We start from the raw sequence: 22,094 nt of genomic DNA, 5'->3' as shown, positions 1-22,094 counted from the left end.
ATCTGAGAAAAGGCCTAGAGGGTATCCTATCGAGAGGAGTTCCGGTTCGTGTTCCATGTCGCCTCCTTGATCCGTCACCTCCTGACGCTCGCGTTCGCCTGCGTCCTGTTCAGCGCGGGGATCTCATCGGGTGGCGAGATCCAAACCGAACCCTCCTGGCCGACGGGTTCCCAGGTTGCCGCTGAAGAGCCCTCCCCCCGTTTCCTCCTGGTCAAGCAAGAGCGGGCCGGGGCATCACGTTACCCGATCATCGTCCGCGACCTTCGCACCTGGTCCACCGCCGATGGCACACGCCTCGTACTCGACCTGAATCACAAGACGTCCTTCTCCGAAACTCATTTGCGCAACCCCGACCGGGTGCTCATTGAGGTGAACAACGCAATCCTCGGAAAATCCTCACGGCAGCGCGTCTCGGGCGGGACGATTCCGCAATCGTTTCAAATAGCCCAAAGCCGCCCGCGCGTGGTGAGCATCACGTTGACGCGTAACCAGAATTCCCGTTACAAGGTGTTCTCGCTCGATAATCCTGACCGCCTCGTCATCGATATTACGCAGCGTCCCAAAGATCAGATCCGGCAGATCGGCGAGACCTCGGCGACATCGCCACAGGCCCCGGCCGTCCCCTTGCCGACTCCGCCGGCGATTCCAAGCCCCACCGTTACGGAACCGGCTCGCCCGCTTGCGCCCAAGCCGGCAAGCCCGGTCCAGACGATCGTCATTGACCCCGGGCATGGAGGCAAAGATCCCGGCACAATCGGACAGCACGGGACGACGGAAAAAGAGGTGACCTTAAAGGTCGGCCTGCTGCTGAAATCCTTGCTCAGTACCGTGCCGAATACACGCGTCCTGATGACCCGCGAACGCGACGCCTTTATCGAGTTGGAGGACCGGGCCAAATTTGCGAACGGCAAGGACGCGGATCTGTTCATCTCGATCCACGTCAATTCACACCCGCACAAGGGCGTCCGTGGTCTGGAAATCTACCATTTCGGCGAAGCGAAGGATCAGCGCGCCCTGGAAGTGGCCGCGCGAGAAAACGGCACGCCGTTGAACAATACCGGAGTGGGCTGGGAATACATCGTCGCCGACCTCCTGACATCCAAGAAAATCGAACACTCCCAAGAACTCGCCTGGACGGCCAAGCAGGCGATGGTCACAAATCTCAACGGTCGTTACAGCACGATCGATCACGGGGTGAAGACCGCGCCATTTTACGTGCTCCGCTTCACCACCATGCCCAGCATTCTCGCCGAGATCGCCTTCATGTCGAATCCCGCCGAAGAAGAGCAGATGCGGTCACAGCCCTTCCTGGCGCACATTGCGGAGTCGATTTTCGAAGGGGTCAAGACCTACCTCCACACCAATCCCCCCAGATGACAGGCGCCTTCCCGTTGGGCTAGAGTTCCTTCTTTTCCTTCCAGAGTATGACCACATTTAAACTCGTCCTCGAGTACGATGGCACACAGTACGCTGGGTGGCAGCGCCAGCTGAACGTGCCGACCATCCAGGCAACGGTCGAAGATGCCCTCGCAGCAATCGCCCAAACCAGGCTCACGCTCGTCGGAGCGGGCCGGACCGATGCCGGGGTTCATGCCTTCGGACAGGTCGCCAGCTTCAGGACCGATCGCAGGCTCTCCCAACGCGAGTGGCTTCGCGCGTTGAACGCTCACCTCCCCGCCGATATCAGCGCCATCTCGGTCGAAGCCGTGCCGGATCATTTTCATGCGCGCTACTCAGCGAAAGGGAAGCTGTACGAGTATCATCTGATGAATCGGCCTGAGCGAGCGCCCCTGCTCCGGGAACGAGCCTGGATGCTCTATAAACCTCTCGACTTCGCAGCCATGACGGAAGCTGCCGCCTGCCTGACCGGCTTGCACGATTTCTCCTCATTCGAAACAGCGCCGACCGACAACGAGAATCCCCAGTGCCGGTTGCAGCAGGCGGATCTGCGCCGCCAGGGAGATCTCATCATTCTCTCCTTCTATGCCGACCGGTTTCTCAAGCAGATGGTCCGTGCCATGGTGGGAACCCTGGTGGAAGTGGGGCAGGGCAAGCGCACCGCCCCCGACATGCGCACCGTGCTTGCCGCGCGGGCGAGGGCCGCGGCCGGGAGAACTGCCCCCGCTCACGGGCTCTATCTCGTCCGAGTTGACTATACCGATGGGAGCATCCCCTCTCTCCCTTAAGGAACTCCCCCGCGAGACAGGTCGGGTGCCGTTTGTTATAGTTCCGCACACAACCCACGTTCACCTTGAAAGGAGCCCGCCATGAAACTGCTCTGTACGACCTTGTCCGTTCTCATGTTGGCAGCCGTACTCGCCACGCCGCAGCTCAGCTACGCCGGCGCACAGCAGAACAAAATGAAAACCTGCAATGCCGATGCAAATGCCAAGGGACTCACCGGGGAGGGCAAGGGTGACGCGCGAAAAGCATTTATGAAGGAATGTCTCTCCGCTAAACCGGAGAAAGCCGCTGCCGGTGCCTCACAACAGAACAAGATGACGACCTGTAACAAGGATGCCAAAGCCAAGAAACTGGCCGGCGACGAGCGCAAGAAGTTTATGAAGGAGTGCCTGTCCAACTAGTCGTAGCGCCCTGGCGCGACCGCACGGCCGCGCCGGGGCTCGACAGCCCGCCGGTCATTCACCTGCACTGTCTACCACAGGCCTACGTTACGTATCTCAACACAACGGGAATAGATGGGTTCGTCAGCGGAGGAGTGAGGGGATGCTACCGGAGGCTGTTGGGGTCTCGATTTTCGAGCTTCTTTCGCAACTCGATCAGTTCCAGTTCGAGCGCGGCAAATCGATCGGCGGTCGGATCCGGCATATTGGTATGGTCCATGGTCGCATCGGGGAGCCGCTCCCCTTGCGACTTGATGATCCTGGCCGGCACCCCGATCACCGTCGAATTGGGGGGAACCGACTTCAAGACGACGGAATTCGCGCCGATTTTCACGTTGTCGCCGATCGTAATCCCGCCGAGGATCTTCGCCCCCGCCCCGACGACCACATGGCTGCCGAGCGTGGGATGGCGCTTGCCGCGCTCCTTCCCCGTTCCACCAAGCGTCACGCCCTGAAACAGGGTGACGTTGTCTCCGACCTCAGCCGTTTCTCCGATCACCACACCCATGCCGTGATCGATAAAAAATCGCTCACCGATCTTGGCGGAAGGATGGATCTCGATTCCCGTCAACCAGCGGGCCAATTGGGAAATCGCGCGGGGCAGGAACGGCACACGATGCCCCTTCAACCAATGTGCGAGCCGATAGGCCAACAGAGCGTGAAATCCCGCATAAGTCGCAATGACTTCGAGCCTGCTGGTGGCGGCAGGATCCCGGTCAAAAATCGCTTGGAGGTCCTGAGAGATAGTCTTGAACATAGGTGGTACCAGACTCGTGAGCGCACCAGCGAATAGGCTCTAGCCTCGCTCGATCAGACAGACCGCCTGCGCCGCAATCGCTTCTTCACGCCCTACCGCATCCAATCCTTCGCCGCTTTTCACTTTTACATTCACCAGATCGGGATCCACTTCAAGCACCCCGGCAATAATCTTCTGCATGGCGGCCAGATGCGGGCTCAACCGGGGCGCCTGTGCAATGATCGTGCTGTCCACATTGGCCAGACGATAGCCCTTGGCGCGCAGCTTCTGAACGACGTCTTCGAGTAACTTGAGACTCGAAATATTCTTGAACCGCTGATCCGAGCTCGGATAGTGACGCCCGAGATCTCCTTCTCCCATCGCCCCGAGCAACGCATCGCAAATGGCATGAACTAACGCATCGGAATCGGAATGCCCTTGCAGCCCCTTGTGGTGCGGAATTTCGAGTCCACCCAGAATTAATTTTCGTCCCGCCACCATCGGATGAATATCCCATCCACATCCCACGCGTACAGCCGTCATTCTGGACTCCTTGCCGCCGTTCGTGAGCTGAGAATCGCTTCTCCGATCACGAGATCTTCCGGCCTCGTCACCTTGATATTTTCTCCGCTCCCCTCGACCACCACGACCGGTTTTCCGATCAATTCCACGAGGTGCGCGTCATCCGTCGCCTGCACACCGGCCAAGAAGGCCTTGTGATGCCCCTCTTCCAACCAGTCACGACGAAACGCCTGCGGCGTCTGGGCCAACCAGAGAGGGCGGCGATCGACGGTCCGTTCGATCACCCCGCCGGCCCCCACATACTTCACCGTGTCGCGCATCGGCAGCGCGATGATGGCCGCCCCATGCTCGACAGCCGCAGCCACGACTCTGCGGATCATGTCCTCGGTGAGAAACGGCCGCACCGCGTCATGAACCAGGACCATCTCGGCCTCCTGACTCACCTCGGCCAGGGCATGACGCACGGAATCCTGCCGCTGCGCTCCCCCCGGTACAACCTTGGTCACCTTGCTGAACTCACCCGTCGCCACGATATGATCTAGGCAATACTGACGTTCCGACTGGGGCACAGCCAGAATGATCTCGTGAATGAGCGGGGAAGCTTGGAGCACAAGGAGGGACTGCGCGAGAATCGGCCGCCCCCCTAACGCAAGAAACTGCTTGGGGATACGGCCGCCCATGCGAAGCCCACGACCGGCGGCCGGAACCAGGGCCACCGTGCGCGGCCCTGCCAGCGACGGCTTCGCGTTACGAGCGGACACCGGCACACTCACGTGAGCAGCAAGGGGACAAGGCCAAACCTAGGCAATCGTGGGAGCTCGATGCGCCTCCCCGGAGGACGGAGGATTCCATTGGGCCACCGCTCTTCCGTCTCGCCAAACTACCCACGCGCAACCTGATACTCTTCGCGCTCGGACTCTTCCTTCAAACGGGTGAAGATCATGCGCCCCGCCGTCGTCTGAAGCACACTGGTCACAGTCACATCCACATTACGGCCGATACAACGTCGAGCATTGTCCACGACAATCATCGTGCCGTCATCCAGGTATGCGACGCCCTGGCCCGCCTCTTTGCCTTCCTTCAAGACGAAGACCCGAATGGTTTCACCGGGCAACACGACCGGACGCAGCGCATTACAGAGCTCATTGATGTTCAACACTCGCACGCCCTGCAATTCGGCGACTTTGTTCAGGTTCAAGTCATTCGTGACGATGCGCCCCCCGACTTTCTTCGCCAGAACCACGAGCTTGGCATCCACTTCCTTCACATGGGGGAAATCTTCGTCGATGATCCGGACATCGATGCCCGACATTTTCTGAATCTTGTTGAGAATATCCAACCCGCGACGCCCGCGCGCCCTTTTCAAAGAATCCGACGAGTCTGCGATGTGCTGTAATTCATTCAAGATAAAGTGGGGAACCAGAAACGGCCCTTCCAGAAACCCTGTCTCACAGAGGTCGGCAACCCGGCCGTCGATGATGACGCTCGTATCCAATACTTTAAGGCTGGCATGGGAAGCCCCGGCTGCCGTCGGCCCCTGGTCCAGACCGGGGAACTGTTCGTTGCCGAACCGCGCGCCCATGGCCAACCCCAGATAGGGCAACCCTAAAAGAAACACCAACCCGCCGATATGAAACAGGAAGGTCTCCACATCGAAGACCGCACTCCCGACCCACTCCACCAAACCCGTCAGAATAAGACCACCGGCGAGCCCCACGGCACCGCCGACAATAATGCCGAATGAAAGCCTGCGGAGCGCATACTCGCCGGCCAGGATGAGCCCACCGGCCACCCCTCCCATTCCCAATCCCATCAACAAAAACTCGCGACTTGGATCCTGGGCCCGAAGAAACAGGGCCATGCCGGCAAGAGCGCTGAGAAGAACAAATATGGCCCGTGTTACCATACTGTTTGCCTCCTCTCTGTGACCAACCCCGAACGAACGATTCGGTGCGATCACGGCCTCAGCGTCAGATAAATGGCTCGCCCCTGCCGTCTCAACAGGAGCAAGACCGCCTGGTCTTTCGGCAAATTCGCGGCGACATGTTCATACGCCTTTAACGTCCCCACGGCTTTGCGATTCACCTCCAGTACGAGATCCCCTTCACGCACACCGGCTTCTTCCGCGGGACTCCCCGGTTTAACCCGCACCACCACCACCCCGTGATCGCTCGACTTCAAGCCATACCGGCCGGCCAGTTCGGTGTTCAACTCCCGCACCTCGACGTCCGAGAGTAAGCCGGCGGGAGCCACCGATTCTCCGCCCTCTTCAACCCCGGCTTGTGCCAGATTCTTCGGCTGCTCAGCAATCGTGAGTTCGATGGACTTGGGCTTCTTTTCGCGGATGAGCTTGACCGTCACCTTCTTCCCCACTACCGTCTGAGCCACGGCATTCCGCAAGTGAGCCGGAGAATCCATCGGTTTCCCATCGTATTCGACGATCACATCGCCGCGCTCAAAACCTGCCTTCTTCGCCGGACTGTCGTCCATGATGTCGCTGACGAGGACACCCTTCACGTCTTTCGGCACGCCGAACTGCGAAGATAATTCTGGCGTCAACTCCTGGATCGAGACACCCAACCAGCCGCGCACGACTTTGCCATGCTGGACCAGCTGCTCCATGATGGAATGAGCCATGTTGCTCGGAACGGCAAAGCCGATTCCCATGTTCCCGCCGCTCTGGCTATAGATCGCTGTATTGATACCGACCAGTTCACCGCGCACATTCACCAGAGCGCCGCCGGAGTTCCCCGGGTTGATCGCCGCATCGGTCTGAATGAAGTCTTCATATTCGGCGATGCCGGCCGCGCGACCAAGGGCGCTGACGATCCCCAGCGTCACCGTCTGCGTCAACCCGAACGGATTGCCCACTGCCAGCACAAACTCACCCACCTCCAGCTTGTCGGAATCGGCCCAGGCGACGGTCGGCAATCCACCGGCCTCGATCTTCAGCACGGCAACGTCGGTCTTGGCATCCGTGCCGACCAGCTTGGCCTTGAACTCACGCTTGTCGGAGAGGAAGACCTTGATCTCGTCAGCCTTGCTCACCACATGATTGTTGGTGATTATGAGACCGTTCGGATCGACGATGACGCCAGACCCCAACCCTCGTTCCTTGCGTTCCTTCGGCGCCTCGAACCGCTTCATCCATTCTTCGCCGAAAAATCGTCTAAAAAATGGATCCTCAAACGGGGTGCCCTTCCCCTCCTCGCTGGATCCATTCCGTGTCGCAAAAATGTTCACGACGGCCGGCTTCACGACTTTAGCGACATCGACGAAACTCTGCCCACCCGCGCCGGGCAGCGTGGGCTGCACCGCCGTGGAGACCGGGGTTGCGACCGGAGGAGGAACCGATTCCGGAACCGCATGTCCGGTCGGCAACCAGCCGAGATCGGAGGTCAGAATGACCCCGATCAATACCCCCGCGATCAAGAGCAGTGCGGGAAATATCCAGGACCGCCTCGGAGGCTGCTGCTCCGTTGGGATCTGAAAGTCGTTCATTGTGATCCGTGCGGACGGAGGCGCCGGTTAGGGCTTCTCTCCCGCATACAGTCCCATGATGGTGTTCAAGAACTTGACGGCCTCGGCTTTGGGACGTTGGAAGGAATTCCGGCCGATGATGGAACCGAATCCCCCGCCATCACGAATTGCACGGACTTCCTCGAACACCGTCTTTTCGTCGCTCTTCGCGCCGCCGGAGAAGATGACGATCCGGCGCCCGTCGAACGAACTTTGCACGATATGTTTGACCCGTTCCGCCAAGGTCGAGATCGGCACCTTTTCAGCTTCATAGACCTTCTTGGCAGCCGCCTGCTCCAGATGGGCCGTGGGCAATTTGACCTTGATGATATGGGCGCCCAACTGCGCCGCAATCTGGGCGGCATAAGCCACGACGTCCAACGCCGTCTCGCCTTCCTTGCTCAATCCTGACCCGCGCGGGTACGACCAGACCACGACGGCCAGCCCGCAACTCTTGGCTTCTTCCGCAATCGCGCGCAACTGTTCATACATCGCATTGCAGTGGGACGAGCCCGGATAAATCGTGAATCCCACCGCCGAACAACCCAATCGCAAGGCATCTCGCACGCTGCCCGTCACAGACGGCATCGGATCCTTCTCGTCATGGAGCGTATCGTGGCTGTTGAGCTTGAGGATGAGTGGTATTTGCCCGGCGAAATAGCCGGCACCGGCCTCGATGAATCCGAGTGGAGCCGCGTAGGCGTTGCACCCGGCATCGAGCCCCAGCTGGAAATGGTAATGCGGATTATAGCCGCCGGCATTGGGCGCAAAACTTCTGGCCGGACCATGTTCGAACCCCTGATCCACCGGCAGGATCACCAATTTCCCCGTGCCCGCCAGCTTGCCGTGATTCAGCAGCCGCGCAATGTTCGTCTTCGTTCCGGCATTGTCACTCTCGTACCAGCTCAGAATTTCTTGAACCCGATTGCTCATAATCATCCTCCCAACAAACCTCAGTCACATGAGTCGTTACGCACGTCCTTGAATATAGGCTTCCGCCTGAGCGACATCCTCGGCACTCCCGATGATCAATGGCACCCTCTGATGGAGGGCTTTCGGTTCAACGTCGAGAATGCGCATCGTCCCCGTCGTCGCTTTTCCTCCAGCCTGTTCCACGACCATCGCAAGCGGATTTCCCTCATACATCAATCGCAGTTTTCCTTCCGGCTTGGCAGTCTCACCCGGATACAAATAGATGCCGCCACCCAGGAGTATGCGATGAACATCCGCGACCAGACACCCGCTATATCGTCCGCTATAGGGACGCCCGGTCGCCTTGTCCTGCACTTTCAGCGAATCGAGATATTTCTGTGTACCGGCAGGCCAACGATGGTAGTTGCCCTCATTGACCGAATAGACCTTGCCCCTTGAGGGAATTCGAATGTTCTCGTTGGACAGAAGATATTCACCGATGGACGGCTCAAGGGTGAAGCCATGCACGCCCTGGCCGACCGTAAACACGAGCATGGTGCTCGCCCCATACAACACGTACCCTGCGGCGATTTGCTCGGTCCCCCGTTGAAGCAACTCGTCCTCCACAGACTGTCGCTGCCCCAGCTGCGATCTGCGGATGGAGAAAATGGCTCCCAATGGCATATTGACATCGGTATTGGAGGATCCGTCCAGGGGATCGACCAAGAGCATGTACTTGGCTCCTTCATGAACCATTTTCAGAGGTTTTTCCATCTCTTCAGACGCCAAGACACACACCAGACCGCTGTGCTCGAACACGCGAACAAAGGTATCATTGGCAATCTGATCGAGCTTCTTGACCACCTCACCTTGAATATTGGTCTCCCCGGTGGTGCCAAGGATCTTGTTCAATCCGGCTCTGCGTAAGTCATGCGCAATCATTTTTCCGACGAGGCCGATTTGGGTCAGCAGGACAGAGAATTCTCCGGTCGCTTCGGGATGCGCGGCCTGTTGCTCGATAATAAAGCGGCTCAATGTAATGGGAAATTTCGCCATGCTCAGGGTTCCTCGTGAACTGAACGACGACCGGTCGAAATGAAGAGGGCTTCGGACAGAGCCGAAGCCCTCCCCACGAACTCGGCGTGATTATAGCGGTTTCCGTCCGGACGAGCAAACCAAGGCAGGCAGGTTACGGTTGTGAGGTCGGTCGGTACCCGTCGGTCAATTCGGCCACAATCGACCCTACCACGACCTTGGCCTTCATTCTGACGGGCACCCGATGCTCATCGTTCGTGAACCAGACGCGAATATTGCCCTCGTTCAGGAAAATGCCCTGAAACGGCATGATGACCACCACCCGGGCCGTCTGCCGCTTTCCCCACGCCCCCTCCACTGTTTCAAGGGCTTCGACCCGCACGTCCATCTTGTAGTTCTTCTTGTCGTGATGCACCGTCATTGCCAGCGAGGCCCCCGGCACGAAGGGCAGCACCTTGCGCACATAATACAGGCACGACATGGCGTCCTGCGCATCGGAAGGGATCGGCAATTCGTCGCTTTTCCCGTCTTTGACGGCAGTAACCAGCCCTTCGGTATGCCGGAACGTATAGTCGAAATCGTTGAACCGCTTGCCCTCCCTCCTGGCAAACGTCATGTGCCGGGGCAGGAAGGATTCGCGATCGACCACGGATACCCCGCGGTTATCGACGGGATAAAACTTGGTAACGGTCGGGCTCGATCGAGCCGTCATGGCAAAAGTGAGCTGCGGCCGGGGCCCCTCGACCGGGCCCTCCTGAACGATCATGGTCGCGATTCCCGCGCGCATGCCCAACCAGGTCACGTCGTAGGACAATCGCTCGCCGTTTGCAAAGGGCAACGCGGCAGGAGTGAGGATCTGCCCGTCCGGTGTTGCATAAGAGAGCAACGGGGCAGAGGCAACGACTGTCGCCAGGATCGTGACGGCCAGGAACAGGCTGAGACGGAGGGAGGCAGAATAGCGGGACACGCTACGTCGACAGCACACGTCGTGCCTGCGCGAGCTCGGTTTCAATCGTCGCGCGAATCACATCCAGCCGGGCCGGCGACGGGGCCTCAAAGCGGAGCACCAACGCAGGCTGGGTATTGGAGGCTCGAATCAAGCCCCACCCGTCTTCGAAAATCGCGCGCACCCCGTCGATCGTCACCAACTCGCGCATGCGAAGATTCGACGCACCGACGGGCTGGCCCTCAGCGAGATAGGCGGCCAATTGCGTGCGCACCTGATCGACCAGTTGAAACTTCAGCGTATCCGGGCAGTCGACCCGGATCTCCGGCGTCACCGTGGTCTGGGGAAGGTCGGCGACCAAACTGGAGAGCGACCGCTTGGTCTTGGCCAGAATCTCAACCAACCGGCAGGACGCATAGATCGCATCATCGAAACCGAAATACCGATCGGCAAAAAACATATGGCCCGACATTTCACCGGCCAGGACCGCGGACTCGGCTTTCAGCTTGGCCTTCATCAGGGAATGACCGGTCTTCCACATGATCGGACGCCCGCCCTTGGCGGCAATATCGTCGTACAGGCATTGCGAAGCCTTGACCTCGGAGATAAAGGTGGTGCCCGGGCGTTGGGTCAGGATATCCCGCGCATAGACAATCATGAGGCGATCACCCCAGAGAATCTCTCCCCGCTCGTCGATCGCACCGATCCGATCGGCATCGCCGTCGTATCCGATGCCGACATCCGCCTTTTTCTCCCGCACCGTCGCGATCAGATCCTGCAGATTTTCCACGACGGTGGGGTCAGGATGGTGATTGGGAAACCGCCCGTCCAACTCGTCATAGAGGCCAGTCACGCGACACCCCATCTGCTCAAGGGCCTGCTTGGCCACCAACGAAGCCGCGCCATTACCGCAATCGATCACGACATGGAGATGGTCCGCCCGCACGCCGGAAAAATTCGTTTTGAGATGCTCCAAGTAGTCCGGGATGATGGGATGAGAGGAGAGTCGTCCTGAACCGGTGGTAACTTGACCGGCCTCCATGACCCGCCGCAATCGCTGAATCTCCTCTCCGTGAATCGCTTCTTTCCCGATGCAGATCTTAAAGCCGTTGTATTCAGCGGCATTGTGGCTGCCGGTGATCATGATGCCGCCGTCCACCGGCAAGGTGAACAATGAGAAGTACAGGAGCGGCGAGGCGCACAGCCCCAAGTCGACCACATCCAGGCCGCCTGCCAGCAGGCCACGCAGCAGGGCCTGCTGCAAGCCGGGCGAACTCAATCGCCCGTCCCGGCCGAGGCTGATTCGCGAGGCGCCCTGTTCCCGTGCCATGGTGGCGTAGGCACGCCCCACCTGCTCGGCGATGGCTTCCGTGAGTTCTTCTCCGACAACGCCCCTCAAATCATATTCACGAAACAGTGCCATGCATTACTCCGAGTCCGAGGTTCGATGTGGTGATCTGACGATTCTTCACGGCACGTACGTCACCAATTTTCCAGTCACCCGTCACCGTACGGAGGTTCGGCCGTAGGCGTCCTGAAAACGCACGATGTCATCCTCCCCGAGGTAGGGGCCGTTCTGAACTTCGATGATATGCAACGTCTCCGAACCGAGATTTTCAAGGCGATGAGGCGTCTCGACCGGGATGGCCGTGCTCTGCCCCACCCGCAGATCCAGGAGCTCTTCGCCTCTCGTGACCCGCGCAGTCCCGGCGATGACGACCCAGTGCTCACTGCGCTTATGATGGAGTTGCAGCGACAGACGCCCTCCGGGATTCACCGTCACCCGCTTGACCTTGTACCCAGGGCCTTCTTCCAAGACCGTGTAGGATCCCCACGGACGAAACACGGTCAAGTGCTCCAAGTGTTCAGGAGCTCCCTGCTGTTTAAGGATCTCAACCATCTGCTTCACATCTTGTGAGCGCGACTTCGGACAGATCAACGTCGCATCCGGCGTATCGACCACCACCATGTCGGAAAGCCCGATGGTCGCGACGACCCGGCGATCGGCGTACAGCACGGAATTGGTGCTGTCCATATCGATGACGCGCCCGCTGACGACGTTCCCGGACTTGTCGCGTGGCGCGACCTCTTCGAGGCTGCTCCAATTGCCCACGTCCGACCATCCGAATCCGACGGGAATCATCGCTGCATTGGCCGACTGTTCCATGACCCCGTTATCGATCGACACCGAGGGCACTTTCTTATAGGCTGCCTCGACCAGCCCCGGCTCAGCACCCGAGGCCATAAGCGCATGGACCCGCTGAATCGCCTTGGCCAGTTGCGGCTGGTGCTGCTGAATTTCTTCGAGAATAGTGGCGGCCTTCCAGAGAAACATCCCGCTGTTCCAATAGAAGTGACCGTTTTTTAAGTATTGCGCCGCCTTGGTCCGGTTCGGCTTCTCGACAAATCTTGCGACCGGATGACCCGTCAGCCGCCCCTTCTTGGCCAGAGACTTCCGTCGGTTGGGCTGTATATACCCATACCCCGTTTCAGGTCTGGTCGGCTTGATCCCGAACGTCACCAAATGTCCCTGTTCGGCCAGTTGCACACCCAGCGCCACCGCCGCCTTGAACGCCTTCTCACCGGTCACGACATGATCCGCAGGCAAGACCAGCATCATCGCATGAGGATCGCGCAGCAGAAGCTCGGCAGCCACCAGCGCAATGGCGGGGGCCGTATTGCGACCGACCGGCTCGACCACGTAGTTATCTTTCAACGCGGATTTCCACTCTCCCAATTGCACCCGAATCGAATCCGCCTGGCCCGGATTGGTCGAGATGATGACCTGCTCGGGCTTCGCGCAGGAGAGGACGCGTCGCATCGTCTGCTGAATGAGCGTCTCGTCGCCGATGATCCGTAGCAATTGCTTCGGATAGAGATGGCGGCTTAGCGGCCAGAACCGCGTCCCGCTGCCGCCGGCCAGAATAACCGGATAGAGATGTTCCGTCATATCCATGGAGCGCCCTTCATCTTCGACATAGCGTGATTGTGAGTGGCTCAGCGTGGCTACCGAGCCGCCAGAATGAGATCGGCCACTTCCCGTACCGCGCCCTCTCCGCCCTTTTTCTTGCACACATATCGAACCGTCTTCAGCACCGGCGGCATTCCGTCGGCCGGGGCGGCTGAAAATCCGACTGCACCCAGGGCCTGGAGATCGTTCACATCGTCACCGATGTAGGCCACCTGATCCATCGAGAAGCCATGCCGTGCAATCAGCTCCTTGAGCACGGCGAGCTTGTCATACACACCCTGGTGCACTTCGGGAATCGTCAGCTTTTGCGCGCGGCGCATCACGATTTTTGTCGACTCCTGCGTAATGATCGCGGTCAGAATCCCGGCCTTCTGCAAGAGTTTGATCCCCATCCCGTCATGCGTATTGAACTTTTTCCACTCGTCGCCGGACTCGGAATAGTACATGCCGGCGTCGGTCAAGACCCCATCGACATCCGTCGCAAATAACCGGATTCCTCGAAGTGTTTCTTGAAGCGAGAAACGAGGCTTGGCGGAAGTTTTTGTGCGGCGTGTTGTGCTGGGCATGCGATGGCTTTCAATTGAGGCCGATGTTAACAAGCCATCAAGTGAAACTCAAGAAAACTCGGGGATGTCGGAGTGTCCGGCGCGCCCCAATGCCGCTCCGGCCGGAAGCAGCCGGTTGGGCACGGCGGCACAAAATATCAATACGCATGCCGGTGGATAAACCCTCGCCAGACCGTGAGCAGCATGATTTTGAAGTCGAACCAGATCGACCAGTGTTCAATGTAGTACAGGTCGTGCTCGATCCGCCGTTCCAGTGACGTGTTGCCACGCCATCCGTTGATCTGCGCCCACCCGGTAATCCCGGCTTTCATCTTGTGCCGCAGCATGTACTGCGGAAGTGTTTCTCGAAACCGGGCGATGAACTCGGGCCGTTCGGGCCTGGGACCGACGATGCTCATCTCCCCGCGCAGCACGTTCCAGAATTGCGGCAACTCATCCAAGCTGGTTCGGCGCAGAAACGCGCCGATCGGTGTCCGGCGATCGTCATTGGGTTGCGTCCAGACCGGGCCGGTTTCCGACTCCGCATCGAGCTTCATGGAACGGAATTTCAACATTTCGAACGCCTGCCCGTCCAATCCCATACGGAGTTGACGGAAAAAGACCGGGCCGGGCGAAGTCAGTTTCACCAAGGCCGCGATCGCGCATAACACCGGGGAGAATACCACCAGCGCCGCCGATGCGCCGACCACATCCAACACCCGTTTGATGACCAGATTCCACCCGTACAACGGCGATCCCTGCAACGTGATGAGCGGAAGGCCCTCGAACATCTCGGCCTCCGCGCGCAGGCTCACAAATTCGCACATCGCGGGCAAGGCCTTCACTTCGACCATCGTCGTGGCCAAACAGGTAAACATTTTTTCAGCCCACTGCTCGTCCTCCGGAGGCAGGCAGACAAAGACGATATCGACACCTGACTGAACACGTTCCTGCAGGTCATCGTACCGCCCGATCACCGGCACCCCGTTGATCCGCTCACCCACCTTCCGGGAATCGGCGCTCAAGAACCCATGCACTTTCACCCCCAGCTCCGGATGCTGAGCGAGCGCGTCCACCACCCGTCGTCCCAGCCGGCTGGTGCCGATGACCAGCGCATGGCGTTGATTGTATCCGTGCCGACGCAGGAACCGAAGCGCCTCCCGGAACAGCACCCGCGAAAAACCCAGGGTGATGAGGTTCAACAGCCAGAAATAGAGGAGCACCAGTCGGGAATATTCGTACTGCCGGAAGAAAAAGGTCAATGCCACCAGAATCAGCACGGAGAGGGTATTGGCTTTCGCCACGTCGAGAAACTCCGACAACCGCGTGCCCATCCGTCGCGGGCGGTAGAGGTCGAAGGCCTGGAACGACATGCCCCAGACTGCGATGATCGGCACCAACAACAGCAGATAGATCCGGAGAGGAGGAATGCCCTTGGTGGCAGGTTCCACGATCTCTGAAAAACGAAGGTAGTAGGCTCCGACCCAGCAGGCGCAGATCAGCCCGAGATCGATACAAAACAGCAGACTTTTGAGAAATTGGGAGTGGCGTCTGAGCATGCTCCCTCTATGAAGCCGTACCGGTCAACGCCCCCATCGCGAAGGCTTTCATGCGCTCCTTGAACAGCCGGCGGTCGAAGGCGGCCACGTGGTCACGAATGGCATGCGGATCAAACTCCGTCCGGCGACGCTCGAAGGACTCCATCGCCTCGACAACGGATTCGACCGACTGAGTGAAGAAAAACACTCCCGTGGCAACGTTCCCCGCACCGGTCACAGAATCGGTTCCCCCTCGCACAGGTGTGCCCTCGACGGATCCGACACCCGTCAACGGCACCACGGTCTCCAGCGCTCCCCCGCGCCCGAAGGCAAGCACAGGCTTGCCGCAGGCCATCGCTTCCAATGGGACGATACCAAAATCTTCCTCGCCTGGAAAGAGCAACGCCCGACAGCGCGCATAGTGATCCCTGACCACCTCGTCCGGCTGCCAGCCCAGAAATTCGACCGTCGGGCCGGCGAGCTTGCGCAACCGCGCCTCCTCTTGCCCCTTGCCGATGATCTTCAGTCGTCGTTTCATAACATTACACGCCTGAATGGCCAGATCAACCCGTTTATACGGCGCAAAGGCCGTGACCATGAAATAGAAGTCCTCCGATTGTTCCGCGGCTTGAAACGTCTGCCAATCGACCGGGGGATGCAGCACGGCCGCCGGCCGGTCGTAATACCGTTGCACCTTCCCGGCGATGTTCCGAGAATTGGCCACGAATTGATCCACCCGAGCGGCGGAGGCCACATCCCAGGCCTGCAGACGCTTCCGGAACAGTTCCATGCCCAATCTCGCCACGACTCCCGATCGCCCGCCGCCGGCATAGTTGTCGAACTGATCCCACACATACCGCATGGGCGCATGAATGTAGCAGAGATGTTTCGCTCCCGCCGGCGGGCGAATGCCCTTGGCCACACAATGGCTCGAACTTAAGACCAGGTCGTAGGACGGGAGGCGAACATGCTCGATCGCAGCAGGAAATACGGGCAAATAATACCGATAGTACCGCGCGGCCAGCGGGAAGGATTGAACGAAACTGGTCGTGATCCGGTGACGCTCGATCGTGGGCGACACCGTCCCCTTGATGTGCAGCAGGGTGTAGAGATCGGCATCGGGGAACAGCTCGCAGAACGCCTCCAGGCAGCGCTCGCCGCCCCGCATCCCGGTGAGCCAATCGTGGACAATCGCAACTCGTAACGACTTCATTCAGCGACGCGATTTCATTTCGTATAGCCACCTATTCCGCCGGAGGCCCTCGTCACCAGCGCGGGTCTTGCTTGACCGGATACGTAGAAAAACAACAGCACCAGCACCAGACAGGCCGCGACCTCCAACACAATCCAGGCCATGACCGGCCCCCAGATACCCCAATATCGTATGCACAGCGGAACCAGCAGCAGTCCGATCAGCGCGGCGGTCACATTGACCCGACACACGAGCCGCTCTTGGAACAGCGCGATCAGCCCTGACACAAACGGACGCTTGACGGAACTGAACCCGATGGCCACGACCGCCCACTGCAAGAGAGAGAGCGCCACGACGGTCTCCGTCGAAACCTCCGCGAATCTCCCATAAAAGATGATGGCGCTCCACAGGCCGGCTGAGGCGATGGCCATGACGGCGACCGTGACGAGGCCGGCCATGCGCACACGGGCCTTGATCTGATCCGACCCCTTCTCTCCGACCATCTCGGCATAGGATCTCAACAGCAGTCGAGAGAGTGAGGCCCACGCCAATTCCACCACAGCGGTCGTCCGTTGTACCAGACCATAGAGCCCCACCGCCGACGCTCCCAGCATGAAACCAAGAATGAGCAACGGAGCCCGGACATCTAGCACGATGGCGATCTGGTTCAAGCCGAGCCAGCGAGCCTCCCACCAAGCACGGCGATACCCGCGGTTCCCGTACGTCCCTCCCGGAAGCAACGCCATCATCCTCCACGCATACAGACCGCACAGAAGCACTCCAATCATCAGTCCTGCGAGCAGGGCCAGGTCGAGACCCGCATGATTCGCTTCCTGCTGCAGGGTCCAAGCCAACACAAGAGGCACACCATACATCCCCACACTCATCAACACCCGGAAAAGCGCCACCATCTGATACCGGTGCAGCGACAACCCTGCGGCCTCACAGGTTTCGGCCAGCACCTGCGTCGCCGCAAGCCCGATGCCGACGACCATCGCCATCGGTAGTGAGGGACTCCAGGCACCCAACGCGATCCCTCCACCGATACAGAGAAGTCCGCCCAGGCACGCCAGCACCTTGCCACGCAACACACGAGAGAAGGTCCGCTGATTCAGGCACAGGTCCGGGCCGGTCAGTCTCAGCCAATACTGGTTGATTCCAAAATCGACCATCCCCCCCAGCACCGCACCCAGGGCGGACCCCAACAAAAACGCGCCCGCATAGGTCAGTGAACGGTATCCCAGATAGAGCAGCAGCAGATAGCGCATCCCCTGCAGCAGGACGTCCGATAGGATCAATGGACCCGCGGCGCGGCTGACGGGTATGGCAGGGGCACCGGCCTCTGCTACTCTCTCCCGGGCAGTTGCGGCCTCGGGAATGTCTGCCTGCCCGGTTCGTCTCACGAACTGCGCTCCCTATGCGATACTCCAGCTCTCGCACACCTGCTGACGCCTCGGACGGTTGCGCCGGACGCGGCACAGTACCCGGGTTACCCCGGAAAGGACACCCCGGCGGACCACCGGGTGGACGCGTCTGCCGGCGTTGCGACAACGGATCCGGAAGGCTGACCGTTCGGGAAGATCGAGGCTCCTAGAATTTCATAATACGCCTGATCCATTTCCCGCAACATTCGACTCAGCGCGAATCGTGACCGCCTGACCTCCCGACCCAGCTTCGTCAGCCGCGCCCGCAACGGGGCATCGAGCGCCAGACGAATTTGCGCCTCGCCCGCCGCCTTGGGGTCGTTGGCATTGAAGAGCATGCCCCACCCCTGCAGCACATCACGGTTCCCGATCACATCACTGGCCACGATAGGAATGCCCTGCTCCATCGCCTCCAGCAAGACGAGCGGAAGCCCTTCCCAGCGAGAGGTCGAGACGAAGAGATCGAAGGCTCTCATCAAGGCAAACGCATCCGGCCGCCCGCCGAGGAACAGCACCCGATCCGGCTGTGGAAGGGTATCCAGGATCGATCGATACCGTCGTCGGTCCTCTTCACTGCCCTCCCCGATCACCGCCCACGTGGCCTCGGGTACTTGCGTCGACACGATCCGCACGGACTCAAGGAGAATATCCAGGCCCTTCTGGCGGTGAAACCGGCCGATCCATCCGATGAGGAATCTCCCGTCCGGGATCGTGAGTTCTGCACGTAAGCTCTTCCCCGTATCACCGGAATGAATCGACTGCGCGTTTTCTTGAACCAGTCCCGACAACACCACAAGGGAGTTCGACGTCGGCAGCCGATGCCGACGAGCGGTCTCCCGCTCCCCCGGAGACACATACACGATGGCATCCAGCAAGAGGCGACAGCACAACTCGAACAGCCAGCCAGACAGGTAGCGCCATCCCTGGTTGTCGGCATAGTGCGGCCCGTGCGGCGTATAGATCACCGGCACGCGGACAAGAATCTTGACCCAGATGGCAAAAAACGCGGCCCCGCGACCATGCGCATGAATCGGCGCCGGCGCGCGCAACAACTCTTTCAGCAACTGCCAGACCGAGCGCGCATTGGGGCGTCGCATCGGCAGCACGGACAGGTCCAACGGCATCCGGCGCCAGATCTCGACATAGGGCTTCTCGTCCGAACAGAATACGCGCACCTGCATGCGGGACCCGAGTTGGTGGTCCGCCAGCGCCGTCAGGTAGGCCGGCCCGCCGCCCACCCCGGCAGTCGCCGTCATGTGTACGATACGATTCGGCAACCATTCCGCCAGCGCCGTCCCGCACAATCCCAGAAGGAGGCCGAACAAGGCGGTCCAATGGAGCATCAAGTTGTCCGTCAACAACTCCTCACAGGTCAGGCTGACCAATAATAGCGGCGGCCAACAGGCCAAGGCGATCCATCCGACGCCGATACGCACGACGGCACTCGGCTCACGCACGGGAATCGTGACGCTCTTGATGCCCACCCACAGCAACCAGACACAGGCGGCGACGAGCGGCAGCAGCGGTCCGATCCCGCCCTTGATCAGGACATCGAGATACAGGTTATGAGCCGTCTGGTAGTTGAAGTTGAAACCTTCGAAGGGGATCCCGACCACTTCTTCGACGAAACGGCGGCGGTCATACCCGATGCCGGTCACCACGGTGAACGGATGCCGCAGAAGATACCGGAACGATTGGCCCCAGAGCCAGACACGCGTCTGAACGTTCTGCACCGCCCGCTGAGTCGACGCGTGCCGCTCGTCCACGGGAGACAGTTCTCCGCGGACGGTTTGTTCGAGTTGCATGGAAGCGGTCAGTGTGTCCCGCACCCGATCAAGTGTGGGGACCTTCACCTCAAGCACGTGAATCAGTCCCAATAGACCAAGCGGCATCAGGAACAGCAGGCCGGCAAACGCCAAGCGGCGGGACCGCGCGAGCAGCCCTCCGGGATTGACCATAGTCAGGAGGCCCAACATCAGGATGGCCCCAAGCAGTAGGACAAGGCTGGATCGCGACCCGGTCCAGAGAATGCCCATGAAGCACAAGGGAGCAAGGATCAGCCCTTGCAGGACCGCGTACCCGCGATTCACTATGCCGTGCCATCCTTGAAACAAGGCCAAACAAAGACTGAACAGCGATGCGAAAGCCAGGTACATGCCGTAGGCCCCGTGACTACCGGTGTCGGAGCGTACGACCAGGCCCTCGGGCGACAGAACTTCCGCAAACATGCCCATCGCAAAAAATGTGGAGGACGCATCGACGTAGGCATTGATATACCGGCCATCGAGGGCCTGCCCCATTCGAAAGCACGAATAGAGCAACGTGAGAAGGGCGACCGCGGGAATCAGGTAGCTGACCAGTCTGACGACCTGAAAGCCGGTCCTAAGAGCCAGCAGCGCCGTCAGCGGAAGCGGGGCCAGATAGAGCCCCCATTTCAGCAAGAGCAGCCAGCCGGTCGATTGGAGCGATCCCAGTCGAATGGAATTGATGCCGAGACTCAGCGCCAATCCGGCGATCGAGAGCCCCAGCAGAATCAGCGGGGTGTTCCACGTCTGCCACTCGGGAGAGTACCACCCGCGTTTCCGTCGAGAAAACGTATCGGCACTCGCATACAACACCCAACCCCATGCGACGATCAGCGCCAGCACGAACGGATGGACGACGAGGCCACCCATCACACGAACTTTGAACACCGCCGGCGAGAGCAGGAGCATCGCGAGAATCCACAAGCCCAGGCGATTGACCAAGCCCGCATGAGCGGGAGATGAGACGCCCGCGACCGTCATATCCGTCCCCTCAAGGCCTGCTCATAGACCGCTTCGAGCTCGGACACGTGCCTGTCTAAGGTTCGGGGATTCTCCCAATACCGCTGATGGGCGGCTTGCCCCATGGCCCCGACGAGCGCATCGTCGGCGGAGAGTGTCCGCATCGCTCGAATCAAGTCCGCCTCGTCGGCGCCTGCAAAACACAACCCCGTCACCCCGTCCGCAATGGACATGCGCGCGGCCGACGTGCCGGATACAATCGCCGGCACTCCCAACGCCGCGGCCTCAATCACACTCAACCCCTCGGTCTCGTACCATAACGAGGGAAACACCAGCACCCGGGCGGTTTTCAGATACTCCGTCACCTTTTCCCTGGAAACCCATCCCGTCACTCGGGCACGGGGATACACCTGCACCACTTCCTGAGCGCAGGGACCGTCGCCCACGAACAGGGCGTCACATCCCAACGCGCGGGCGGCCTTGGCGAACACAATGGCGCCCTTTCCCTGTGTGATCTTTCCGACCATCACAAACGCCCTGTTTGCCGCAACCCGCGCCGGTACGTCCCGTGAGACCTCGATCGGACTGGGGACGTGGTACACGCGAGCCCCCGCGGGAAGACCCGGCGCCAGGATCGCGTGACTGAACGGCGAGACGGCAATGAAATCAAGAATTCGATTGGGGATCCCTCCCCGGTGGGCCTGCACCGCCTGTCGCAGGATTCGCCAGAGCTTATGCGAATAGCTGCGTTTGTCGCAGTGGCTGGCGATACAGGAGAGCGACATCGGCCGGAGCCGGCAGATCTCGTTCTGTTGATGATTGAAGAAGGTCCCGTTGGGGCACAGAGAAAAGTAATCGTGCATAGTGTACACAACCCGAACCCCTACCGCCAACGCGGCGCGCACCACACTGGAGGACAGGGCTTGGGTCCAGCTATGGAGATGCACCACGGTACAGGCGGGATCGAGATCTCGAAGAAGCGCGCGAAGCATCCGGGCCGCCGTGACGTTCCACGTCCCTTGAAGAATGGCTCGCATTCGGTTCGAATCCGTCAGAATCTCCTGTTGATCGGTTGAAACCAATCGAACCCCATCGGGATCATCGCTGGGCGTCGTCGCCCCGACCGCGGACAACAGGGTCACGGCATGACCGCGACGAGCGAGCCCCCTGGCACTCGCCAACGCCACGGCAGCGTTGCCGCCGTTCACGTATCCAAAATCGCTGAGAACCACGAGATGAAGTTTTTTCATGTCCACACACGCGAGCGAGCAGGCCACAGATCGTCGATGTGCGCCCTGAACGAACGTCCTCCCGCCGGCATTGGAAACCTCAGGGATATCGGGTCGATGGGGTTCAGTTCAAGCT

At 59.9% G+C, this 22,094-nt stretch carries 19 protein-coding genes; 3 read left to right on the top strand and 16 right to left on the bottom strand.

The annotated features are described in order from the left end of the window. The first annotated feature begins 48 nt into the window (after window positions 1-48). The 3 genes from NSND_RS20190 to NSND_RS20180 all read left to right on the top strand — a co-directional run bounded on the left by NSND_RS20190 (window position 49) and on the right by NSND_RS20180 (window position 2,585). Window positions 49-1,377: an N-acetylmuramoyl-L-alanine amidase gene (locus tag NSND_RS20190; RefSeq protein ID WP_080880701.1), complete on the top strand. Its 1,329-nt coding sequence runs from the start codon at window positions 49-51 to the stop codon at window positions 1,375-1,377. Between the two features lie 47 nt (window positions 1,378-1,424). After that, window positions 1,425-2,186 (top strand): tRNA pseudouridine(38-40) synthase TruA, encoded by a 762-nt coding sequence (gene truA / locus NSND_RS20185; RefSeq protein WP_080880700.1) that lies wholly within the window; start codon window positions 1,425-1,427, stop codon window positions 2,184-2,186. Window positions 2,187-2,267: 81 nt separating this feature from the next. Then, complete coding sequence (locus NSND_RS20180; RefSeq protein WP_200810567.1) at window positions 2,268-2,585, top strand: PsiF family protein; 318 nt, start codon at window positions 2,268-2,270, stop codon at window positions 2,583-2,585. A 145-nt stretch (window positions 2,586-2,730) separates the two neighbouring features. Here NSND_RS20180 and cysE read toward each other — a convergent pair whose 3' ends face one another. From cysE to NSND_RS20100, 16 genes are all read right to left on the bottom strand, one after another. Next, entirely contained in the window at window positions 2,731-3,381 is a 651-nt protein-coding gene (cysE, locus tag NSND_RS20175; RefSeq protein ID WP_080880699.1) for a serine O-acetyltransferase, read from the bottom strand. 39 nt (window positions 3,382-3,420) lie between these two features. Beyond that, a complete protein-coding gene (ispF, locus tag NSND_RS20170) occupies window positions 3,421-3,903 on the bottom strand; it encodes a 2-C-methyl-D-erythritol 2,4-cyclodiphosphate synthase (RefSeq protein WP_080880698.1) in 483 nt (160 codons plus the stop codon). Beyond that, window positions 3,900-4,643, bottom strand: a complete 744-nt coding sequence (ispD, locus tag NSND_RS20165) for a 2-C-methyl-D-erythritol 4-phosphate cytidylyltransferase (protein ID WP_080880697.1) — start codon at window positions 4,641-4,643, stop codon at window positions 3,900-3,902. The genes ispF and ispD overlap by 4 nt, the downstream gene beginning before the upstream one ends. A 119-nt stretch (window positions 4,644-4,762) precedes the next feature. Beyond that, complete coding sequence (locus NSND_RS20160) at window positions 4,763-5,788, bottom strand: PIN/TRAM domain-containing protein (protein ID WP_080880696.1); 1,026 nt, start codon at window positions 5,786-5,788, stop codon at window positions 4,763-4,765. 50 nt (window positions 5,789-5,838) lie between these two features. After that, on the bottom strand, window positions 5,839-7,383 hold the full coding sequence (locus NSND_RS20155) for a DegQ family serine endoprotease (protein ID WP_080880695.1): 1,545 nt from the start codon (window positions 7,381-7,383) through the stop codon (window positions 5,839-5,841). 27 nt (window positions 7,384-7,410) lie between these two features. Beyond that, a complete protein-coding gene (locus tag NSND_RS20150; RefSeq protein ID WP_200810566.1) occupies window positions 7,411-8,334 on the bottom strand; it encodes a class I fructose-bisphosphate aldolase in 924 nt (307 codons plus the stop codon). 36 nt (window positions 8,335-8,370) lie between these two features. Next, window positions 8,371-9,369: a class 1 fructose-bisphosphatase gene (gene fbp, locus NSND_RS20145; RefSeq protein WP_080880693.1), complete on the bottom strand. Its 999-nt coding sequence runs from the start codon at window positions 9,367-9,369 to the stop codon at window positions 8,371-8,373. A gap of 133 nt (window positions 9,370-9,502) precedes the next feature. Continuing rightward, window positions 9,503-10,315: a DUF3108 domain-containing protein gene (locus tag NSND_RS20140; RefSeq protein WP_159450915.1), complete on the bottom strand. Its 813-nt coding sequence runs from the start codon at window positions 10,313-10,315 to the stop codon at window positions 9,503-9,505. A gap of 1 nt (window position 10,316) precedes the next feature. Beyond that, complete coding sequence (locus NSND_RS20135) at window positions 10,317-11,717, bottom strand: phosphomannomutase/phosphoglucomutase (RefSeq protein WP_080880691.1); 1,401 nt, start codon at window positions 11,715-11,717, stop codon at window positions 10,317-10,319. A gap of 81 nt (window positions 11,718-11,798) precedes the next feature. Next, the gene (locus NSND_RS20130) at window positions 11,799-13,250 is read right to left on the bottom strand and encodes a mannose-1-phosphate guanylyltransferase/mannose-6-phosphate isomerase (protein WP_200810565.1); all 1,452 of its coding nucleotides are present in this window, start codon (window positions 13,248-13,250) and stop codon (window positions 11,799-11,801) included. A gap of 50 nt (window positions 13,251-13,300) precedes the next feature. Then, on the bottom strand, window positions 13,301-13,831 hold the full coding sequence (locus NSND_RS20125; RefSeq protein WP_235000324.1) for a KdsC family phosphatase: 531 nt from the start codon (window positions 13,829-13,831) through the stop codon (window positions 13,301-13,303). Window positions 13,832-13,968: 137 nt separating this feature from the next. Further along, complete coding sequence (locus NSND_RS20120; protein WP_080880690.1) at window positions 13,969-15,369, bottom strand: undecaprenyl-phosphate glucose phosphotransferase; 1,401 nt, start codon at window positions 15,367-15,369, stop codon at window positions 13,969-13,971. A 7-nt stretch (window positions 15,370-15,376) separates the two neighbouring features. Continuing rightward, window positions 15,377-16,561: a glycosyltransferase gene (locus tag NSND_RS20115; RefSeq protein WP_080880689.1), complete on the bottom strand. Its 1,185-nt coding sequence runs from the start codon at window positions 16,559-16,561 to the stop codon at window positions 15,377-15,379. A gap of 14 nt (window positions 16,562-16,575) precedes the next feature. Then, window positions 16,576-17,943: a lipopolysaccharide biosynthesis protein gene (locus tag NSND_RS20110; protein ID WP_143833641.1), complete on the bottom strand. Its 1,368-nt coding sequence runs from the start codon at window positions 17,941-17,943 to the stop codon at window positions 16,576-16,578. Window positions 17,944-18,029: 86 nt separating this feature from the next. Beyond that, on the bottom strand, window positions 18,030-20,750 hold the full coding sequence (locus tag NSND_RS20105) for a glycosyltransferase (RefSeq protein ID WP_080880687.1): 2,721 nt from the start codon (window positions 20,748-20,750) through the stop codon (window positions 18,030-18,032). Further along, the gene (locus tag NSND_RS20100; protein WP_080880686.1) at window positions 20,747-21,979 is read right to left on the bottom strand and encodes a glycosyltransferase family 4 protein; all 1,233 of its coding nucleotides are present in this window, start codon (window positions 21,977-21,979) and stop codon (window positions 20,747-20,749) included. Before NSND_RS20100 ends, NSND_RS20105 begins: the two co-directional genes overlap by 4 nt. Between the last annotated feature and the right edge of the window lie 115 nt (window positions 21,980-22,094).

Source organism: Nitrospira sp. ND1 (assembly GCF_900170025.1).
Taxonomy (GTDB): Bacteria; Nitrospirota; Nitrospiria; order Nitrospirales; family Nitrospiraceae; genus Nitrospira_A.
The sequence above is the reverse complement of the archived record's forward strand: the minus strand, read 5'-3'. Positions and strand labels throughout refer to the sequence as shown.

Coding starts and splice junctions, on each gene's coding strand:
- truA (WP_080880700.1), top strand. CDS start 1,425: ATGACCACATTTAAACTCGTCCTCGAGTACGATGGCACACAGTACGCT.
- NSND_RS20180 (WP_200810567.1), top strand. CDS start 2,268: ATGAAACTGCTCTGTACGACCTTGTCCGTTCTCATGTTGGCAGCCGTA.
- cysE (WP_080880699.1), bottom strand. CDS start 3,381: ATGTTCAAGACTATCTCTCAGGACCTCCAAGCGATTTTTGACCGGGAT.
- ispF (WP_080880698.1), bottom strand. CDS start 3,903: ATGACGGCTGTACGCGTGGGATGTGGATGGGATATTCATCCGATGGTG.
- NSND_RS20160 (WP_080880696.1), bottom strand. CDS start 5,788: ATGGTAACACGGGCCATATTTGTTCTTCTCAGCGCTCTTGCCGGCATG.
- NSND_RS20155 (WP_080880695.1), bottom strand. CDS start 7,383: ATGAACGACTTTCAGATCCCAACGGAGCAGCAGCCTCCGAGGCGGTCC.
- NSND_RS20150 (WP_200810566.1), bottom strand. CDS start 8,334: ATGAGCAATCGGGTTCAAGAAATTCTGAGCTGGTACGAGAGTGACAAT.
- fbp (WP_080880693.1), bottom strand. CDS start 9,369: ATGGCGAAATTTCCCATTACATTGAGCCGCTTTATTATCGAGCAACAG.
- NSND_RS20135 (WP_080880691.1), bottom strand. CDS start 11,717: ATGGCACTGTTTCGTGAATATGATTTGAGGGGCGTTGTCGGAGAAGAA.
- NSND_RS20130 (WP_200810565.1), bottom strand. CDS start 13,250: ATGGATATGACGGAACATCTCTATCCGGTTATTCTGGCCGGCGGCAGC.
- NSND_RS20125 (WP_235000324.1), bottom strand. CDS start 13,831: ATGCCCAGCACAACACGCCGCACAAAAACTTCCGCCAAGCCTCGTTTC.
- NSND_RS20120 (WP_080880690.1), bottom strand. CDS start 15,369: ATGCTCAGACGCCACTCCCAATTTCTCAAAAGTCTGCTGTTTTGTATC.
- NSND_RS20115 (WP_080880689.1), bottom strand. CDS start 16,561: ATGAAGTCGTTACGAGTTGCGATTGTCCACGATTGGCTCACCGGGATG.
- NSND_RS20105 (WP_080880687.1), bottom strand. CDS start 20,750: ATGACGGTCGCGGGCGTCTCATCTCCCGCTCATGCGGGCTTGGTCAAT.
- NSND_RS20100 (WP_080880686.1), bottom strand. CDS start 21,979: ATGAAAAAACTTCATCTCGTGGTTCTCAGCGATTTTGGATACGTGAAC.